The sequence below is a fragment of the Leptodesmis sp. genome (assembly GCF_052746595.1).
Genome location: NZ_JBRAGO010000015.1, coordinates 39,265 through 55,683, shown reverse-complemented (window position 1 = coordinate 55,683; position 16,419 = coordinate 39,265). Strand labels below are relative to the sequence as shown.

18 protein-coding genes and 1 pseudogene are annotated in these 16,419 nt (G+C 50.4%); 7 read left to right on the top strand and 12 right to left on the bottom strand.

The window, feature by feature from the left end; translation table 11 throughout:
• The 4 genes and pseudogenes from ACUVQO_RS05305 to ACUVQO_RS05290 all read right to left on the bottom strand — a co-directional run.
• Positions 1 to 749, bottom strand: a 749-nt coding sequence (locus ACUVQO_RS05305; RefSeq protein ID WP_445924846.1) for an ammonium transporter, incomplete at its 3' end; no start/stop codon positions are given.
• The gene (locus tag ACUVQO_RS05300; protein ID WP_445924845.1) at positions 698 to 1,294 is read right to left on the bottom strand and encodes a hypothetical protein; all 597 of its coding nucleotides are present in this window, start codon (positions 1,292 to 1,294) and stop codon (positions 698 to 700) included. The genes ACUVQO_RS05305 and ACUVQO_RS05300, both read right to left, overlap by 52 nt.
• A 4-nt stretch (positions 1,295 to 1,298) precedes the next feature.
• Positions 1,299 to 1,568: a hypothetical protein gene (locus ACUVQO_RS05295; RefSeq protein WP_445924844.1), complete on the bottom strand. Its 270-nt coding sequence runs from the start codon at positions 1,566 to 1,568 to the stop codon at positions 1,299 to 1,301.
• A gap of 475 nt (positions 1,569 to 2,043) precedes the next feature.
• Positions 2,044 to 2,256, bottom strand: a pseudogene (locus ACUVQO_RS05290) (IS1595 family transposase); the annotation flags it as partial.
• On the opposite strand from ACUVQO_RS05290, the gene ACUVQO_RS05285 reads away from it, so the two are divergent.
• Both ACUVQO_RS05285 and ACUVQO_RS05280 read left to right on the top strand, forming a co-directional pair.
• Positions 2,179 to 2,544 (top strand): element excision factor XisI family protein, encoded by a 366-nt coding sequence (locus ACUVQO_RS05285; RefSeq protein WP_445924848.1) that lies wholly within the window; start codon positions 2,179 to 2,181, stop codon positions 2,542 to 2,544. The pseudogene ACUVQO_RS05290 and the gene ACUVQO_RS05285 sit on opposite strands and share 78 nt — an antisense overlap.
• A gap of 182 nt (positions 2,545 to 2,726) precedes the next feature.
• Entirely contained in the window at positions 2,727 to 3,941 is a 1,215-nt protein-coding gene (locus ACUVQO_RS05280) for an ABC transporter substrate-binding protein (RefSeq protein WP_445924843.1), read from the top strand.
• Positions 3,942 to 4,182: 241 nt separating this feature from the next.
• Here ACUVQO_RS05280 and ACUVQO_RS05275 read toward each other — a convergent pair whose 3' ends face one another.
• Both ACUVQO_RS05275 and ACUVQO_RS05270 read right to left on the bottom strand, forming a co-directional pair.
• Positions 4,183 to 4,890, bottom strand: coding sequence for a response regulator (locus ACUVQO_RS05275; RefSeq protein WP_445924842.1), 708 nt, complete (start codon positions 4,888 to 4,890; stop codon positions 4,183 to 4,185).
• A 45-nt stretch (positions 4,891 to 4,935) separates the two neighbouring features.
• Entirely contained in the window at positions 4,936 to 5,244 is a 309-nt protein-coding gene (locus ACUVQO_RS05270; RefSeq protein ID WP_445924841.1) for an ATP-binding protein, read from the bottom strand.
• Positions 5,245 to 5,364: 120 nt separating this feature from the next.
• On the opposite strand from ACUVQO_RS05270, the gene ACUVQO_RS05265 reads away from it, so the two are divergent.
• The 3 genes from ACUVQO_RS05265 (at position 5,365) to ACUVQO_RS05255 (ending at position 6,927) form a co-directional block, all read left to right on the top strand.
• Positions 5,365 to 6,072, top strand: a complete 708-nt coding sequence (locus ACUVQO_RS05265; RefSeq protein WP_445924840.1) for a sensor histidine kinase — start codon at positions 5,365 to 5,367, stop codon at positions 6,070 to 6,072.
• A gap of 17 nt (positions 6,073 to 6,089) precedes the next feature.
• A complete protein-coding gene (locus ACUVQO_RS05260; RefSeq protein ID WP_445924839.1) occupies positions 6,090 to 6,581 on the top strand; it encodes a LuxR C-terminal-related transcriptional regulator in 492 nt (163 codons plus the stop codon).
• Positions 6,582 to 6,675: 94 nt separating this feature from the next.
• On the top strand, positions 6,676 to 6,927 hold the full coding sequence (locus tag ACUVQO_RS05255; RefSeq protein WP_445924838.1) for a DUF4278 domain-containing protein: 252 nt from the start codon (positions 6,676 to 6,678) through the stop codon (positions 6,925 to 6,927).
• Between the two features lie 124 nt (positions 6,928 to 7,051).
• On the opposite strand, the gene ACUVQO_RS05250 is transcribed toward ACUVQO_RS05255, so the two are convergent.
• From ACUVQO_RS05250 to ACUVQO_RS05240, 3 genes are all read right to left on the bottom strand, one after another.
• Positions 7,052 to 7,612 (bottom strand): shikimate kinase, encoded by a 561-nt coding sequence (locus ACUVQO_RS05250; protein WP_445924837.1) that lies wholly within the window; start codon positions 7,610 to 7,612, stop codon positions 7,052 to 7,054.
• 107 nt (positions 7,613 to 7,719) lie between these two features.
• The gene (locus ACUVQO_RS05245; RefSeq protein WP_445924836.1) at positions 7,720 to 8,511 is read right to left on the bottom strand and encodes a hypothetical protein; all 792 of its coding nucleotides are present in this window, start codon (positions 8,509 to 8,511) and stop codon (positions 7,720 to 7,722) included.
• A gap of 125 nt (positions 8,512 to 8,636) precedes the next feature.
• Positions 8,637 to 9,542 carry an alpha/beta fold hydrolase gene (locus ACUVQO_RS05240; protein WP_445924835.1) on the bottom strand — a complete coding sequence of 302 codons (906 nt, stop codon included), beginning with the start codon at positions 9,540 to 9,542 and terminating at the stop codon, positions 8,637 to 8,639.
• 545 nt (positions 9,543 to 10,087) lie between these two features.
• Here ACUVQO_RS05240 and priA point away from each other — a divergent pair.
• Both priA and ACUVQO_RS05230 read left to right on the top strand, forming a co-directional pair.
• A complete protein-coding gene (priA, locus tag ACUVQO_RS05235; protein WP_445924834.1) occupies positions 10,088 to 12,703 on the top strand; it encodes a primosomal protein N' in 2,616 nt (871 codons plus the stop codon).
• 136 nt (positions 12,704 to 12,839) lie between these two features.
• Positions 12,840 to 13,727, top strand: a complete 888-nt coding sequence (locus tag ACUVQO_RS05230) for an alpha/beta fold hydrolase (protein WP_445924833.1) — start codon at positions 12,840 to 12,842, stop codon at positions 13,725 to 13,727.
• Here the strand turns inward: ACUVQO_RS05230 and ACUVQO_RS05225 are convergent.
• The 3 genes from ACUVQO_RS05225 to rpiA all read right to left on the bottom strand — a co-directional run bounded on the left by ACUVQO_RS05225 (position 13,685) and on the right by rpiA (position 16,315).
• Positions 13,685 to 14,083 (bottom strand): Uma2 family endonuclease, encoded by a 399-nt coding sequence (locus ACUVQO_RS05225; RefSeq protein ID WP_445924832.1) that lies wholly within the window; start codon positions 14,081 to 14,083, stop codon positions 13,685 to 13,687. The genes ACUVQO_RS05230 and ACUVQO_RS05225 overlap by 43 nt on opposite strands.
• Positions 14,084 to 14,112: 29 nt before the next feature.
• On the bottom strand, positions 14,113 to 15,294 hold the full coding sequence (locus ACUVQO_RS05220) for an aldo/keto reductase (protein WP_445924831.1): 1,182 nt from the start codon (positions 15,292 to 15,294) through the stop codon (positions 14,113 to 14,115).
• 301 nt (positions 15,295 to 15,595) lie between these two features.
• Positions 15,596 to 16,315 carry a ribose-5-phosphate isomerase RpiA gene (rpiA, locus tag ACUVQO_RS05215; RefSeq protein ID WP_445924830.1) on the bottom strand — a complete coding sequence of 240 codons (720 nt, stop codon included), beginning with the start codon at positions 16,313 to 16,315 and terminating at the stop codon, positions 15,596 to 15,598.
• Between the last annotated feature and the right edge of the window lie 104 nt (positions 16,316 to 16,419).

Here is a 16,419-nt window from a genome sequence, read left to right as displayed (position 1 = left end):
TCTGGAATATCCAGTCCCTCTAATTCTACTTCTGGTGAAACACGCATGGGAATGAGCCTGTTCAGCCCCTTAAAGAACAGATAAGACAGACCAAAAGCCCAAATCACCAAGGTAATGCACCCAATTACCTGAGCCAGGAACTGACCAAAATCCCCATAAAATAATCCCTTGACCGGGCCAGGAACCCCATTCCACATCCCTCCATAGTAAGCAGAACCATCGGCAAATAGACCGACGGCCAGCACTCCCCAAAGACCACAGACGGCATGAACCGAAATCGCACCCACCGGATCATCCACGTTCAGGTGATCCCAGAATTCGACTGAAATGCAAACTAGCAAGCCCGCGATCGCTCCAATGGTGAATCCGGTGGGTGCGCCTACAAAGCCAGAGGCGTCAGTAATAGACACCAGGCCAGCCAGCAGACCATTCGCCACCATAGCTGGATCGAGTTTACCTACCCTGAAGACCATATAAGCAGCAGCAGTTAGGGTACCCCCAGCACTAGCCAGCATTGTGACTACTGCAATGATACCCACTCGGTTCATCCCCCCTCCGGCAACCCCGAGTGTACTGCCAGCGTTAAAGCCGAACCAGCCAAACGCGAGGATGAGGGTTCCCAATAATCCCATTGGGATATGATGTCCAGGAATCGCATTCGTAGAACCATCGGCATTGTACCTGCCAATGCGTGGGCCTAAGACAATGGCTCTGGCGATCGCACACAATCCTCCAACTCCGTGTACCACCCCAGACCCTGCAAAATCCACGTAGCCATGTCTCCCAACCCAAAATTAACGTCCAGTTGAGACAACCAACCTCTTCCCCAGGCCCAGTTTCCGAATAGGGGGTAGAGAATCATAGAGATGAAGAAGCCGTAGATAAAGAACGTTTTCAGGTTCCATCGTTCTGCCATCGAGCCTGTGGGAATCGTGGCAGCGGTGTCCATAAACACCATCTGAAATAGAAAGAGCGCATAGGTTCCTACATCGTAAGTTTTACCAGTTAAAAACCAATCGTTGACTGCAAAGAGGCCAAATGGCTTGCCAAACAAATTCAAGGTGACTTCTTTTGAGATATCTAATCCGGCAGTACCTCCTAAAGAAGCTGCAGGCATGGCTCCGTGCATCAGGGCAAATCCGGCCATCCAAAAACCAGTTAAGCCAACCACGTAGATCAAAAAATTTATCATCATCGTGTGGGAGGCGTTTTTGGCACGGGTAAAACCTGTTTCCATTAAGGCAAATCCTGCCTGCATAAACATCACCAGAAAGCCTGTGATCAGTGTCCACATCAGATTAATGGCGATTCGGTTTTACCCCCACACTATCGGCTAACTGAGCAGCGAATGGTTCCTTTGTAGCTTGCACCTTATAGGTCTTGTAGTCTCTCAAGCGATCGGCATAATCTGGAGCCTTCTGATCAATTGGCTGGTCGATCACAATACCATTCCCTTCTGCATTTTGTACATCAGCCGCAGTACCCGTTTTGTTGCCTCCCAGATCTCCAGCCAGAGCATATTGAGCGATCAATACAGTGCAGAATACCAGCACCGCTGGCATCATCATCCGGATTAAAAATTTAAGTAATTTGCTACTCTCTTTATGATTTCTTCGCCAACTCTGTTGTCTCATTTCCTATCTCCATAAAGCTGTCTAATGTACCTCAGATTTCTTGTGCAAAAAAGATGCCGCTGAGCACCTAGCAGCACAGGAACAAACGACTTGAAGCAACCCCCTTAATGCTGGAATAGGGCTTCAGGGAAGCTTTTACACAGGAAACATCAGATGGCTGATCCAGTTTTCATGGGAATAATCTCTTTTTACAGGTATTTCCTCGAAGGATCCGTAATAACGCTATAAAAATAGCTTATAGATATAAAATATTTCTCTCTACTGCCGATCTAGATGTCATATAGTGGTTCCTGATCGGATGAAGTACAGCAGGAACCCTGCTGAATAGGCGTTACAGGCATCTCTATGTACCTCACGCCAGCGAGAACCGCTATAGTGCAGTAAGGCGAAAATAATCCTTCGGTTGACTCTATAGCTGTTTCGGGGAGATAGGTAATAGGATCTCCAAGGGGCTGGAGAGTAGGGCTTTACCACGCTTGCGAGCATTGTGAACCACCTCGAAGAACCCCAGATACAGGGGCAATTTTTCTTGAGAAATGCCACGATGAGGCCGCCACCAGGAACGCAGCAACGACCAAAACCCTTCCATTGTATTGACATGGACTTCATAGAAGCCATCGCCAATCTACTAGCAGAAATTGGCTGGCAAAATGGGCGGCGTATCTATGGCACTCTTTTGCACATTGACATCATTGACCAAAAACTTTGGATTCAACGGGATGGTATAGAGGAGGGGATTGCTGATGAACTTGTTGCGTTAGGGGTTCCCAAACAGCAAATTTTTTGGGCTTTAAGCCGATCGATCGCCGCAAAGTCACCGAATTTGCCATCTGATGATCATCATTTCCACAAGCTCACGCTCAAGAATCGATGCAGCTTGGCTTCAAGCTCTATGATGCCTTGCATCTAGCATTTGTTCAGGCTGCTTCGGTAGATATTTTTGACGACGGACGATCGCCTGCTGAGGAAAGCCAAGCAGTATCCTAAAGTCATCGCGATCGCCAAAAGTAGCGCAGCAATATGGTGAAATGGTAGCGACAGCCAATTGTCATCTGTCTACCGTTAGATCTCATTCGTTATCATCAGATTCCCATGAACATGACTCGTCGCCAGTTCCCCGTTGTTCTATCTGCTTTAGCTGTGATAGTTACAGCCTGTACGTCTGCCAATCCTGGTACTTTCACTGGAGGAGCGCCGCAAACTGCAGGAAATGGGTCGATCGCGATCGGGGTGGGGGTGGCGCAAACCAGTAATGTGGCCTTGTTGGGTCAGGAACAGGTGGCCGGAGCCAAAATTGCGGAGAAGTACTTCAATGACAAAGGCGGCATCAACGGAACTCCCATCCGCCTCGTGCTACAGGATACGGCAGGGGATGAGCAGGGGGCGATTAACGCTTTCCAAAGCCTGATCAATCAAGGGAAGGTCGCGGGAATTGTCGGGCCAACGTTGTCTCAGCAGGCATTTAGCGCGGATCCGATCGCAGATCGGGCCAAAGTTCCAGTGATCGGCCCCTCAAACACAGCTAAAGGAATTCCTCAAATCGGTGAATTTGTCTCGCGGGTATCGGCTCCCGTGACAGTTGTGGCTCCTAACTCGGTAAAAGCTGCCCTGAAGCTGAATCCCAATATTAAAAAAGTAGCCGTTTTCTACGCTCAGAACGATGCCTTCAGTAAATCAGAAACAGAAGTCTTTCAGCAGACGGTTAAAGATCAGAACCTGGAACTGGTGACAGTGCAGAAATTTCAAACCACCGACACTGATTTTCAAACCCAGGCTACTTCTGCACTTAACCTCAAACCTGACCTGGTGATTATCTCAGGACTGGCGGCAGATGGCGGTAATCTGGTGCGGCAACTTCGAGAATTAGGCTATCAGGGATTAATTATTGGTGGCAATGGCCTCAATACCTCCAACATTTTTCCAGTTTGCAAATCACTTTGTGATGGCGTGCTAATTGCCCAGGCTTACAGTCCCGAAACTGCGAATGACATCAACAAAGCCTTTCGGGATGCTTACGTCGCCCAGTACAAAAAGGATCCCCCCCAATTCAGCGCCCAAGCCTTTACAGGGATTCAGGTGTTTGTGGATGCTTTAAAGGAACTGGATAAAACCGCCAAAGTGACTCAAAAGCCCTTACCCGATCTGCGAGTTGCTTTAAATCAACAACTGCTTAAAGGGAAATACACCACACCGCTCGGTGAAATTTCCTTCACGCCTGAAGGGGAGATTGTTCAAAAGGATTTTTATGTAGCTCAAATCAAAATGGATCCCGATGGCAATAACGGCAAGTTTACTTTTTTGAAGTAGCCATAATGTCGGACAAGAGCGATCGCTGCTACTGGCTTGAAGCAAGAACAGAATAGCCAAAATAATATCGTTACTCTAGACAATCCAACGGATATAGAAATGATGCTTACTCGCGATGGGTTTATCGTTGTCATCATTTGTATAATGTTTTGCTGATGAGTCATTGCAGATATGCCTGACCTCACAGGCATATCGTATAAATGTCATTAGTATAAATTTCATCAGTAATGCATGATCATTGTCACGGATTACTTGATTGTTTTGTTAAATCCACAATCTCTTCAAAGCAGAAGTCATCCACTAGTTGAGTCAGGGCATTGGCAAGAGAAGCCTGGTCTTCATGAATCTGTTGAATCAATTGAGCAACTAATTTGGCATTCACTTTCATTGCGGCCTGATTCAATTGCTGAACCCACTCTACAGGAATCACAGAGAAACTATCAGTGGTCAGGGTAAAGGGCATAGACTCTTCGTTGACTGCAGGTTGGGCGTGCTGCTTCGCGGATACCACAAAGGTCGGATAGGATTGCGGCTCCGCATAAACGGACTGCAATCCCAGATATTCTGCCATCTTTTCAAAAATGACTTCCGCTTTAAAAGGTTTTCGCACAAAGTCATTACACCCCATCGAAAGAGCAATCCGTCGATCTTCCTCAAACACACTCCCCGTCAGCGCAATGACGATCTGTAGTTCCTGTCTCGTTGCGGCGCAAGCGGCTTTAATCCGTTTGGTTGCCTCATACCCGTTCATCACAGGCATCCGAATATCCATCCAGATGAAATGCGGTGACCAGGCTTCCCATTGGGCGATCGCTTTCTCCCCATTCGCCGCTTCCTGTACCTCAAACCCGATCGGGGCCAATAGTTCAACCAGAATCTGACGGTTCTCCAGCCGATCTTCCACAATCAAGATGCGGTAGGCGGGTTCTCCTGGGGCCAAGCCAATCACTTGCTGATGCGATGTTCCATGCAGATATCCTGCCGCCTCAACGACCTAGGCTTGAATGGATAATCGAAAGGTAGCTCCCTCACCTACCACACTGGTCACGGAAATTTCGCCTCCCATCAAGTGAGCAAACTTCTGGCTGATGGCCAGCCCCAACCCCGTTCCCTCCTGGGATTTGCGTTCGGTTTCCGTTTGCACAAAGGCTTCAAATAAGTGTTCCAATTCTTCGGGCGCAATCCCAGGGCCGGTGTCTTCGACTGCAAAATAAAGAGTGGCAGGAGGTTTTGGATTTTGGACTTTGGGTTTTCCTTTGTTCTGTCTGCTTCCGCCATTGAAACATTTGGTATAACCAATCAATCAGTCCTAGGAGATCAAAGTCATTCTCGTTGAGCGTAATTCTGCCCGCCTCGATCTTGGACATTTCCAGAACATCATTAATCAGCGTCAGTAAATGTTCCCCACTGCGCTTAATGATATGTGGACTACATCAGCAAACCGTTTCAGGTAGAAGAGGTACTGGTGCGGGTCGAAAATCAACTGGCGCTCCGCAGATTACAGGTGCAACGCCAGGCGCGCAATCAACAGCTAGAGGCTGCTGAGGCGGAACTTCGACGTGCCCTGGAACAGGAACAGGCATTAAATCAGCGGATTGAGGAGCTGGCAACCCTGGAAGAGCGCAACCGCATTGCCCGCGACATTCACGATTCTCTGGGACACGCTCTGGTCGCGCTCAATATTCAAATGGAGACAGCACTAGCCCTGTGGAAGGATAATCCAGAGCAGGCTTACGAGTTTTTAGTGGAAGCAAAGCAGTTAGGTTCTAATGCATTGCAGGCAACTCGCCAATCGGTTTCAGATATGCGCTCTGATCCACTTCAGGGTCGGTTATTGGGGGATGCGATCGCTACCCTCTTGCAAGAATTTCAGCGCACGACCGGGGTGCAACCGGAGTATCAAATTCAACTATCTTGTCCCCTGTCTCATCAACTCAGTACGGTGATCTACCGAATTGTGCAGGAAGGACTGACGAACATCTGTAAACACGCTCAGGCCACTGCTGTGCAACTGCAGCTGCGATCGCAGGACTCCGGCCTCTCCCTGACCCTGCAAGATAATGGCAGCGGCTTTCAGATAGCAGCCAATCACTCTGGGTTTGGCCTGCAAGGAATGCGCGAACTGATGTGATTTTGATGGACATCCGGATGCCGATTATAGATGGGGTAACGGCTACGGAGCATTTGTGTCAACAATTTCCAGGAATCAAAATTCTGGTTCTCACTACCTTTGACGATGCCCAGTACATTGCAGAAGCATTGCGAGTAGGCGCAAAGGGCTATCTTCTCAAAGACACCCCTTCCGATGAACTAGCCGAGGTAATTCGTTCCATTCATCGGGGCTATACCCAATTTGGGCCAGGAATTCTGGAAAAGATAATGGCTCGCACACCCACCTCCGAGGCCGATCCTCCCGAAGCGTTGCCACCCGGTCTGCAAGCTCTCACGGCCCGCGAAAAACAGGTGCTGCGGATGATTGCTACGGGAGCCAGTAATCGAGAAATTGCCCAGGCATTGTTTCTCTCGGAAGGGACGGTGCGAAACCATATCTCCCATATTCTCACTCGCCTCAATCTCCGCGATCGCACCCAGGCCGCGATTATTGCTAACTCTTGTCTGTCCTGGTTGGAAAAGGAGTAAGCCCATGACAAATGTCATGGTGCGATCGTGACTTTTAGGGGGTAGAAGCCATGACATTTAGAGGATGAAGGCTCCCTTGCCGATTCGATATTCTATGAGCATCGAACTTAAGGAGGCCCCTCCAACGACTCTCATGTATCGCGGTATTGCCTACAACCAGTCTGCTGCAGTAAGTGTTTCTACCCCCAACAGAGTGATCGGAAAGTACCGGGGTGCCGAGACGCATATTGTTCACCCAACTGAAGCACTAGTGCATCCATCCCGCTGCAACCTGAAATACCGGGGAGTTCCCTATCAGTCCACAGCTAACCCGGTGTTACCAAGCGGCTGGGTGACTGCGTTTTAAACTGTCGAGTCTCCGGGGTTGGTTTCGCTGTCAAATGAACATCAACACAGCAGCATTAATTGCGAAACCCACCCCCACAGGCATCTGCTGGGATCACAATCTAACCTGATATTTTAATCTGGTATTAGTTCCCATAGTCCGGTGGCAGGATTTCAGGTTTCAGAATCTGTTGAATTCGCTCCAAGGTCTGGGTAGCTAGTTGTGCTGGAGAGATTTGGTTATCTGACTGGATTTGCAAGTCGGCTTGGGCGTAGAGCGATCGCCGCTGCTCCATCAAGTCTGATAAGCGGGTTGCTAAATCTGCGGTTTGGAGTAGGGGACGGGTGGTATCTGCTTCCAGACGATGCTGTAATACCGCAATGGGAGCATCCAGCCAGACAACAATTCCGTGACGCAGGTAGCTCCAGTTGGCTTGCCGCAGGACAATTCCTCCACCTGTAGCAATCACTAAACATTTATAGGCAGACAGTTGGGATAACACCTGAGTTTCCAGGTTCCGAAAAGCGGCTTCTCCCTGCTCGGCGAACAGATCGGCGATCGTTTGTCTGGTGGCTTGCTCAATCACAGCATCGGTATCGAAAAACTGGTAGCCTAACTGGTGGGCGATCTCCCGGCCTACGGTGGTCTTGCCCGTTCCCATCATGCCGATTAAGTAAATATTGGTGCCCTTTAAAGAATCCTTCACAAATCTATTAAGTAAGTCAGTAAACACAAACGCTGAGATAGGACTGCCCTTTGTCCTCTGTCATTGGTCGCTGGGGACAAGCCGCTAATCGACCAAACCCATGGTAACTAACGCTGGGGACGATCGCGCCCCTCTCTTTCCCAGGATGCGTCATTGTCCTCTTCAAACCAATCGTCGGCATTTTCCTCAGCCATCGGAGGTCCGTCATCCAGAGGCCGATAAGGGGGGACAATCACCCGATAATCGGCGTCGACTACGGGTTCTTTGGGGCGAGGTGGCGGTTCTGAGTCGCGGTAGCTGTAGGAGTAGGTGGAACCAGAACGATCACGGCGACGGGGTTCCTGGGGTTTTTCAAACTCGGTGCGTGGCCGTTGAGTAGGGGGTGTTTCAGGGCAGAAGGCTGGAGTGCGATCACGCGGAGTTTCCTCCCAATCCTCACTGGCAGGGGCTTCCCAATCATCCAGAGAATCCGGAGCGGCGGCAGTCGATGTAGATGTGGCGGTTGATGATGCGTGCGGAGTGGATGTCTCGTAACCGCTCCAATCCTGCCATGCGGAATCATCCTGGCGGTAGGTCTTGGCTGCGTCCTCTGCAGCCCTAGCTGAATCTGCTCGAGGCGTGGCTGGAGCAGGGGGATTTTCTGCCGCTCGTCGCATTGCTCGTTTAAACTGCGATCGCAGGAACTGCCGCGCCACAAAATGGGACAGACTAAACAGAAAGCTAATCGCCATTGTCGTTAAAGCACACGCGGCCAACGCTCCCAACACCCACCAGGAGAACGGCAACGCGGGAGTTTTTATTCCTAAAAACGTTAGCGCCAGGGTCGGAGTCAGGTTCTGGAGCGTGAACAGAACTACTACAGCGGCGATCGTCAGCAGCAGAATCAGACGAAATAGCATGATTTGAGCACTCTCCCATCAGCCTTTAGCCTTCAGCTTATCTCACAACCCTCCTGGCTGGCTGAGATTTTCTTGAACGCAGCGCTAACATTACGGCATAAAAATAAGGCTGAAGTTTGGAGCAATTAGATTAACTGGGCTTCCCGTTCTCGCTGCATGGTGTGCAGTTCTTGCTCTAGTTCCTTGATGTGAAGCCATCCTACAAAACCGCTGTAAAGACAATTTCCTTGAGGACAAGCAACAAAGACATGGGGAATGCCCAGAGGATCTTTCCAGAGCCGCAGGGTTACGCCATTTTCAAAGGTAAAGAACACTTTGGCCCAGCGAAAGTCCCGGTAGTGCCCATCCGTCATCCCAGGAATTTGTTGCAAGCGATGAATCAGGATATGGGCGAGGTCTGGTTCAGGATGGGGGCCTTTCGGTAAGAGCCAAAACTCTTGAATGGCTACTGCCACGGCAGGATGGTTTCTCAGGGCGGCATGAGAGACTCCTGATAAAAGCACAAACTCTGCCCCAAAGATCTTAGTGGATGACACTGGAATCGTGCCATCACTACCGCCATCAATGTCTCCGGCAATCACTAGGGTGGGAATCTGAGCGGCGATCGCCTCCGCCAGGGTTCTGCGATTCACGCCTAAATCTCGCGCCATTCCCAATCCAATTCCCAAAGGATCCAGGATTCGGGCTAAATCTGCTCCTCCCACAGGCGACCCCACCAGCACTAATGACTCGACATCGTCAAACCATTCAGGATGGCGGTTCAAGACCTCCAGCCAGATCAGCCCACCCAGAGAATGGCCAATGATGCGAATCGGAACTTTGGGGTAACGTAGAGATGTGTTGATTACCAGTTCTTCAACTGTCTGGATCAATGGTTCAATCCGCAGCCAAGTACGCAGATACCCCAAACTGGGAGTAATCACCAAGGTATTGGACTTTGCAAGACTGGAAGCGAGGACTGCAATTCCCTGGCAATCGTCGGCCCAACCATGTTGAGCATAAAGAATAAAGTCTGGTTTGTCAGATGCCATGCCTCACCTATTTTGCTGAATCAGCTTCTGTTACACAGTATTGCGTCATTGCGTCTGGATAATAATCAAACCTTGTCAAAGAGGATGTTTGAGAAGTTCTCCTGCTGGTAACGAAACGATTTAGATCCCCCCTAAATCCCCCTTGAAAAGGGGGATTTAGGGGGGATCAACAGGTGCCTTTCGTCACACAAATGACTTTTCAAACACCCTTTGAGTCTTGACCCGTAGTTTCTCTGAGCGAAAAACAACCGTTTTCTAACTGCATCTGGTTTAACTATTAATTGCAATTGCTACGGTTAGATAAGGCCTCTTTAACCTTGAAGATAAAGGTTTTTCAGGTATGGCAGTTTCTAGGTTACCAGTTATAGCTTTGCCTATTATTAGCAGACTTTAACTGGTGGCAAAGGGAGCAGGCAGAAGAAGCACTTGACTGGTTTGCACTAGAATAAACGGGCTATGACATTGACCTGTACGGATCACGGGCTACTCTTTACCGTGTATTCTGTCTAAACAGGTTTTTCTGCCCTGGCGTAAAGGTTGCCGCTATGTCGAGTCAAGTTGCCCATTCTCAAAATACTTTTAGGGTTTCAGAAGCATCCCTCTCTGCTGGTGGGCAACACTGGGTAGAGGTACTGGTGGATTGTCCTGGTGCTCAGGGGCTGTATACCTATCAGGTGCCCCCTGATCTAATGGTGCAACCGGGAGATATTCTGAGTGTCCCCTTTGGTCGTCAGCAGGTAGGCGCGATCGCCATCGACTGCCCCACCTACCTTCCCGCAGGACTAGAGTTAGCGCAGGTGCGAGCCGTTGACGCGATCGTCCACGCAGGCTTCTTCTCCCCCCGCTACTGGAGCCTGCTTAAACAAGTTGCTGCTTACTACGGCACCTCCCTGATGGCTGTCATTCGGATCGCCCTTCCTCCTGGATTATTAGCCCGATCGCAACGCCGCATCCGCCTCACAGAACCTTCTGCTGATGGGAATTATCCTTCCTCCCCTTCCCCCTCCTCCTCTTCTCCCAATTCCCAATTCCCAATTCCCAATTCCCAATCCCTCTCCCCTTCTGCCCAACATCTCCTTTCCCTGCTCCAATCGAGCAAGACCGGAAACTATAGCTGGCAATACTTGCAGCGCCAGGTTCCGGGAGCCTATCACGGCTTGCAGGAACTATTGAAAGCAGGTTGGGTCGAAAGTTACCTGGAAGCGCCCGCTCCTGTCCGTCCGAAGCAACGGCAAGCCGTTACCCTAACCTCACAATCCTTTGCGCTGGATGACCTGAGTACCCGCCAGCAAGAAATTTTGCAGGTACTCAAGCGGCAGGGCGGAGAGCGCTGGTTAACCGATGTATTACAGGAATGTCAGACTAGTTCTGCAACGTTGAAAAGTCTGGCCCGGAAAGGCTATCTCACCATTCAACCTCAGGAAGTGCTGCGATCAGATACATCTGGAACGATCGTTGCTGACACCCCAAAGCCCCTCACTCCAGATCAATCTGCGGTACTAGAACAACTGCTGGCCCTAAGTGGCTTCAATCAAGTTCTGTTGCATGGAGTCACCGGATCTGGCAAGACGGAGATTTATCTGCAAGCGATCGCGCCCCTCCTCCAACAGGGAAAATCTGCCCTGGTGCTGGTGCCGGAAATTGGCTTAACGCCGCAACTCACCGATCGCTTTCGTGCCCGCTTCGGTGCTCAAGTTTGCGTCTACCACAGTGCCCTATCTGATGGAGAACGGTACGACACCTGGCGACAGTTACTCAAGGGAGAAAGCCAGGTGGTGATTGGCACGCGATCGGCCATCTTTGTCCCCCTCTCCAATCTCGGTCTGATCATCCTGGACGAAGAACATGACAGTAGTTTCAAGCAAGATCAGCCTGCTCCCTGCTATCACGCCCGCACCGTCGCTCAATGGCGAGCCGAACTGGAAAACTGCCCCCTCCTGCTGGGATCGGCCACCCCCGCTCTGGAAAGTTGGGTACTTTGCCACGATCAATCCAAAATCCAAAATCCAAAATCCAAAATCGATTCAGAACCCTTCAATTCAAAATTCAAAATTCAAAATTCAAAATTCCTGTCCCTGCCCACTCGCGTTCACGATCGCCCCCTGCCCACAATCCAGGTGATCGATATGCGCCAGGAATTGGCCCAGGGCAATCGCTCTATTTTTAGCCAGACCTTGCAACGAGCACTGCAAACCCTCCAGGAAGAGGGGCAGCAGGGTATTTTGTTTGTTCCGCGACGGGGCCACAGTACCTTTGTCTCCTGTCGCAGTTGTGGGTATGTGATGGCCTGTCCCCATTGCGATGTCTCTCTCACCTATCACCAGCCCGTTGCCGGCTCCCGGTCTACTCTGCGCTGCCACTATTGCAATTACCAGCAGAGCCAACCCGATCGTTGTCCCTGCTGTGACTCACTGTACTTCAAACATTTTGGCAGCGGTACTCAGCGAGTCGTCCAGGAACTGGCTCAGGAATTTCCTGAGTTAAGAATCCTGCGGTTTGATAGCGATACCACCCGCACCAAAGGGGCACACCGATCGCTGTTGACTCGCTTTGCTGAGGGAGAAGCCGATCTACTGGTTGGTACTCAAATGCTGACAAAAGGAATTGACCTGCCTCAGGTGACCTTAGTGGGCATTGTGGCGGCAGATGGTCTGCTCCATTTCTCTGATTACCGGGCCAGTGAACGCACGTTTCAAATTCTGACCCAGGTGGCAGGTCGCAGTGGTCGGGGCGATCGGGCTGGACAGGTACTCTTGCAAACCTACTCTCCTGACCATCCCGTCATCAAGGCCGTTCAGCAACAGGATTATGCCGCCTTCGTTACCACTGAATTGCAACAGCGACAGGCTCTTCGCTATCCTCCCTACAGCCAACTGCTGCTGTTCCGACTCAGTAGCGAAAATCCTGTGGCCGTGCAACAAACCGCAGACCGAATTGCCCAATTCCTGGCTCCTCTGGAAGCGATGGGTGTGGAGCGATTAGGCCCAGCCCCGGCCACAATTCTGCGAGTTGCCCGTCGCTACCGCTGGCAGATTCTTCTGAAATTCCCGCTGATCGGCACTCCTGAAGCCGTTTCTCTGGTGGATCTGGCCCAGCTACGATCGCTCTGCCCCAGCACCGTCAGCCTGACTCTAGATGTTGATCCACTAACCATTGGCTAAGAATGAAGCTTGATGCTGCTACAAGACGCTGATTGAAGTCGCCAATGAGCTGGAAATAATTCAGCTAAACTTGTATCTATGAAGGCTCAAAGTGCCACGATACAATATCTAAGGCGGGTTTATCAGTGTTAAGCAGATGCAGGCTCTCGATACGATCGCGGCGGTTCCCGGTCACTTCTGGCAATGGCGGCAACAATCGATTTATTACGTGAAAGCAGGAGAACGACGGCTCGATCGTCCTCCTTTGTTGTTGATCCACGGCTTCGGGGCCTCCACCGACCACTGGCGCAAAAACGTTGCTGGGTTAAGCCAGGACTTTGAAGTGTGGGCGATTGATTTGCTGGGCTTTGGCCGATCGGCAAAACCGGAGATTCCCTACAGTGGCGACGTCTGGCGCGATCAGCTACATGATTTCATTACGGAGGTAATTGGTCAACCTGTGGTGCTGGCCGGCAATTCGCTGGGTGGTTATGCGGCCCTTTGCGTGGCGGCTCAACGGCCTCAATCTGCTGTTGGATTGGTACTGATTAACAGTGCTGGCCCCTTTACCGATATTCAGGGCACAACTAAACCCGATCCAGTGCGAGCGGTGATGGGCAGTGTGGTGAGAACCCTATTCCAGCAGGACTGGGCCAGCTTTTTGCTGTTTCAATATGTGCGACAAAAGCCGATGATTCGCAAAACCCTGGAAAAGGTGTATCTGGATCAAAGTGCCGTGACCGATCGGCTAGTGGAAGAAATCTATCAGCCCTCCTGTGATCCGGGTGCGCCCAAGGTGTTTGCCTCTGTCTTCCGCACTCCTCAGGGAGAAAAAGTGGATGTTCTACTTGGCCAACTTACCTGCCCCCTGCTAATGCTGTGGGGCGAAGCCGATCCCTGGATTAATGCCAGAGAACGGGGTGCCAAGTTTCGTCACTACCATCCTCAATTGACGGAATACTATCTGCGGGCAGGTCACTGTCCCCACGATGAAGTCCCCGATCAGGTGAATGAGTTGCTGCGATCGTGGGTCTTGTCTTTATAGCCATCTGCCCCAATGTAAGACTGACCACCGGTACTAGCATCGATGAACAAAACCGCATCGGGTTGAGGTTCATTGTCTAAATCCAGGCGAACCGTTGGATTGTCTCCCAATCGGACGTTTGGAGTGGCAACTTTATAACTCCAGAGCCAACCGATTACATCGCCATGAGGTTCAGTGTGGGGTTCAAAGCGGAGGGGAGAAGCCATGTAAACGATTCCTTCTATCAGTTCGGCCTTTTTCAGGTCAGGCATAGCTGTATAGCGGTGTTCAAACTCCAGGTGAGTCAGACGATCGCCATTTTCCAGCGGCGGAATCGACAGGCCAATTCGATTGAAGGATGCAGGGGAAGAAGTCATGGCAATCACCCAGACAGGAACTAAGGATATTACTGCTGAGACAATCGCTTCACATCTTCACTGCCCAGCAATTTGTGAGCCTCCTGTAAAATCGTGGGAATTTTGTCAGCATGGGGACTGTTTTTCAGGAATGGCTTAATCTCATCCATGTCGATCTGATCCACTTTCACCCCAGGAAACCAGTGGCTGGCCTGTCCCAGCATGTTGTAACGGACTTTGGCAAACTCGATCAGGTCATAGGCAGTCGCCAGATTCCACAACCACAGAATGGTGCGAACATTGAAGCCTCCCGGCATGACTTCTGGTGCAGGTAAACCCACCTCCCAGGTGGTGTACCAGTCTTGCCCTAAACGCGCGATCGCTTCCTGCTCCAAGCGCTGCTGAATCGGAGCCAGAATTGCCTCGGCGTGATCGAGATTATTCAATGCCTTCAAATGCTCATCAAAATCCTGGGGACGGGCTGCTCCCACACTCAAGGTATGTACCTGGGGATGACTGAGACAGAACAAGTCATTAAATACGATCGGACTAAGTGGCGCACAAAGATCTACCAATCGTTGCGGTGGGTTGTAAAGCATTCCGCCTTTGTCAGAGGGGCTGATGATAAAAACGCCCATATCCTGACGGGTGGCAGCAGCGATCGCATCCCAGTTGCGCTGATTGATGTAATACCAGTGCAGGTTCACATAGTCGAATTGCCCTGTCTCGCAAGCTTGAATAATCACGTTAGTAGAGGCGTGGGTAGAAAAGCCAATAAACCGAATCCGTCCCTGCCGCTGAAACTCCTGGGCCACCTCCAGACAGCCGCCCGGACGAATGGCCCATTCCAGAATCTCAGCCGTATTAATGCCATGCAGTCCCAATAAATCAACTGTGTCTAGCTTTAAGTAGTTCAGGGAGGTTTCTAAGTGGCTGCGAAATTCTTGAGGATCAGCCGTCGGAGCTACCTTGGTTTGAACGATTAGCTTCTCACGAGGTAGAGTCGGCAAAATCTGACCCAATTGCATCTCAGAACTACCGTAGCCGCGAGCTGTCTCAATGTGATTAATGCCAACTTCCAGCGATCGCCGAATCGTGGCTGCTAAATTGGCCTGATTATCCGCTGGTACTTCCGACAGGGGAACATCCTGCCACTTGTATTGATAGCGCATCCCGCCGCAGGAAAACACAGGCATTTGCAGTTCAGTTCGGCCAAACCGTCGATATTGCATAGGAGGGAACAGATTAAACACCATTCACTATCCACTATCTCCTATTCATTCATTTCCTGGTTCAATTCCCTGCGATCGCAACCGTGCTCTCATCCGCTCAACTTCTCACTTACTTGGCAACTTCTGCGCGTTGACATTCCTGTTCTGCCCGTTGGTGTTCCTCCTCGGCGATTTACTGCATAGCCCGTTTGGGAGCAGAATGAGTTCTCACTTGGGGTTCACGAGGTGAAGAATTGGCCCTGGAACAGTGCCCTGAGACATAGAACCCCCTTGAGTTTTTCCCCATGGTAGGCGTTAAACCCTATTTCCTGATTTCCCGGACATTAGGCTTACCATCTACGACTTCACCCACCAAAACCAGATCGGTCATACCAACAAACAGGCCATTTTCCAGTACACCGGGAATATTGTTGAGGGTTTGCTCCAGTTCAGCAGGATTATCGATACCGTTGGGAAATTTTACATCTAGAATTAAGTTGCCCTGATCGGTAACCACTGGACCTGCTTTCTTAACACCCATTCGTAACGTGGGTTGGCCGCCCAATTTTTCAATGGCGATCGCAACTGGATTCAACGCTTTAGGCACGACTTCCACTGGTAATAAAAAGTTGAGATTGAGTTTTTCCACTAGTTTGCCGCTATCCACAATCACAACAAATTGTCTAGCAAAGGATTCCACCAGTTTTTCTTGAAAATGAGCCGCTCCACCGCCTTTAATCAGATTCAGGTTGGGATCCACTTCATCGGCCCCATCGATCGCAATATCGATCGCATCCACCACATCTAGACTGGTTAAAGGAATGCCGCACTCCCGCGCCAGCACTTCTCCCTGAAACGAGGTGGTAATTCCTCGAATATCTTGCAACTCGCCGGAGCGCAGGCGAGCACCCAAGGCTTGAATCATAAATGCTGCCGTTGACCCGGTTCCCAGTCCTACAATAGAACCTGACTGCACCATCGCTGCAGCCGCTTCTCCAACCTGCTTTTTACTCAGCGTTACCGGATCTAGATCTACAGACATAGTTTCTCAATATCAATGGACAGTAGTGGGGAAGTTCTAAGTTCTAAGTTCTAAGTTTTAAGTTTTGAGTTGGAACTTACCTTCTGCTAACTCAAAATTGAGAG

Coding starts and splice junctions, on each gene's coding strand:
- ACUVQO_RS05240 (WP_445924835.1), bottom strand. CDS start 9,542: ATGGCATCTGACAAACCAGACTTTATTCTTTATGCTCAACATGGTTGG.
- ACUVQO_RS05245 (WP_445924836.1), bottom strand. CDS start 8,511: ATGCTATTTCGTCTGATTCTGCTGCTGACGATCGCCGCTGTAGTAGTT.
- ACUVQO_RS05225 (WP_445924832.1), bottom strand. CDS start 14,083: ATGACTTCTTCCCCTGCATCCTTCAATCGAATTGGCCTGTCGATTCCG.
- ACUVQO_RS05285 (WP_445924848.1), top strand. CDS start 2,179: ATGAGGCCGCCACCAGGAACGCAGCAACGACCAAAACCCTTCCATTGT.
- ACUVQO_RS05295 (WP_445924844.1), bottom strand. CDS start 1,568: ATGATGATGCCAGCGGTGCTGGTATTCTGCACTGTATTGATCGCTCAA.
- ACUVQO_RS05280 (WP_445924843.1), top strand. CDS start 2,727: ATGAACATGACTCGTCGCCAGTTCCCCGTTGTTCTATCTGCTTTAGCT.
- rpiA (WP_445924830.1), bottom strand. CDS start 16,315: ATGTCTGTAGATCTAGATCCGGTAACGCTGAGTAAAAAGCAGGTTGGA.
- ACUVQO_RS05220 (WP_445924831.1), bottom strand. CDS start 15,294: ATGCAATATCGACGGTTTGGCCGAACTGAACTGCAAATGCCTGTGTTT.
- ACUVQO_RS05255 (WP_445924838.1), top strand. CDS start 6,676: ATGAGCATCGAACTTAAGGAGGCCCCTCCAACGACTCTCATGTATCGC.
- ACUVQO_RS05230 (WP_445924833.1), top strand. CDS start 12,840: ATGCAGGCTCTCGATACGATCGCGGCGGTTCCCGGTCACTTCTGGCAA.
- ACUVQO_RS05260 (WP_445924839.1), top strand. CDS start 6,090: ATGCCGATTATAGATGGGGTAACGGCTACGGAGCATTTGTGTCAACAA.
- ACUVQO_RS05300 (WP_445924845.1), bottom strand. CDS start 1,294: ATGTGGACACTGATCACAGGCTTTCTGGTGATGTTTATGCAGGCAGGA.
- priA (WP_445924834.1), top strand. CDS start 10,088: ATGTCGAGTCAAGTTGCCCATTCTCAAAATACTTTTAGGGTTTCAGAA.